Below are 1,207 nucleotides of genomic sequence, written 5' to 3' on the forward strand. Positions count from 1 at the left end.
CTCGCAGACGTATCTGTCGTTGCTGGACCACGCCACCTACACCGCCGGCGCCGTTCGGGCGATCTGGAAGGAACTGGGCGGCAGCATCCAGGGCCGCGACATCCAGGCGCCGGTACCGAAGAACGCCAAAGTGCTGGCTCGTGCGTTCTCGCCGGACCTGGCGGAGATCATCCGCGACATCAACAAATACAGTAACAACACCATGGCCCAGCAGTTGTTCCTGAGCCTGGGTGCGCAGTACCGCACCGATGCCGACGGCGACGACGCCAAGGCCGCCCAGCGCGTGGTGCGCCAGTGGCTGGCGAAAAAAGGCATCACCGCGCCGCACCTGGTGATGGAGAACGGCTCCGGCCTGTCCCGTGCTGAACGGGTCAGCGCCCGCGAAATGGCGACCATGCTGCAAGCGGCGTGGAGAAGCCCATACGCAGCGGAGTACATCAGTTCGCTGCCGATTGCCGGCACCGACGGCACCATGCGTAAACGCCTGAAGACCACGGCCATGCGCGGCGAAGCCCACGTCAAGACCGGCACCCTGAACACCGTGCGGGCGATTGCCGGGTTCAGCCGCGACAACAATGGCAATACCTGGGCTGTGGTGGCGATTCTCAACGATCCGAAACCGTGGGGCGCGTCCTCGGTACTGGACCAGGTGCTGCTGGACCTGTATCGCCAGCCGAAACTGGCGGCGGCGGCCCCGGTCCTCTAACAGCAGCAAATATCAAATGTGGGAGCTGGCTTGCCTGCGATGTATACGCCTCGGTCTATCAGGAATACCGAGGTGATGCTATCGCAGGCAAGCCAGCTCCCACATTGATCTCTAATAGCTTGAATGGCCGTGCACTTCAGGCAAGCACCCGCTCTGCCTCAACTCTGTCCCTGCCCGCCTGCTTGGCGGCATAGACACCCGAATCCGCCCGCAGCAACAAGCTGTCGACGCCCTCCTCGACCCGCCAACTGGCGACCCCGAAGCTCGCCGTCACCGTGCCGACACCTTCCATCGGCTCACCGCGCAACGCCTGCCACAACTCCACGGCAACATTGAACGCCTGGCTGCCGTCGGTATTGGCGCACAGCACCACAAACTCCTCGCCGCCCAGCCGGCAAAACACATCCGTGCGTCGTAACCGGTGGCTGATGCGCCGGCATAACTCCTTGAGCACTTCATCACCCACCGCGTGACCATGCTGGTCGTTGATGCGCTTGAAGT

At 63.2% G+C, this 1,207-nt stretch carries 2 protein-coding genes; one reads left to right on the forward strand and one right to left on the reverse strand.

Going from position 1 to position 1,207, the window contains the following annotated elements:
• Positions 1-706: D-alanyl-D-alanine carboxypeptidase/D-alanyl-D-alanine-endopeptidase (gene dacB / locus HX846_RS36170; RefSeq protein ID WP_178967341.1), on the forward strand; the 706-nt coding region annotated here is incomplete at its 5' end.
• A 136-nt stretch (positions 707-842) separates the two neighbouring features.
• On the opposite strand, the gene HX846_RS36175 is transcribed toward dacB, so the two are convergent.
• The coding region (locus tag HX846_RS36175; RefSeq protein ID WP_178967342.1) for a GGDEF domain-containing protein at positions 843-1,207 on the reverse strand (365 nt) is incomplete at its 5' end.

Source organism: Pseudomonas sp. K5002 (genome assembly GCF_013386655.1).
Taxonomy (GTDB): domain Bacteria; phylum Pseudomonadota; class Gammaproteobacteria; order Pseudomonadales; family Pseudomonadaceae; genus Aquipseudomonas.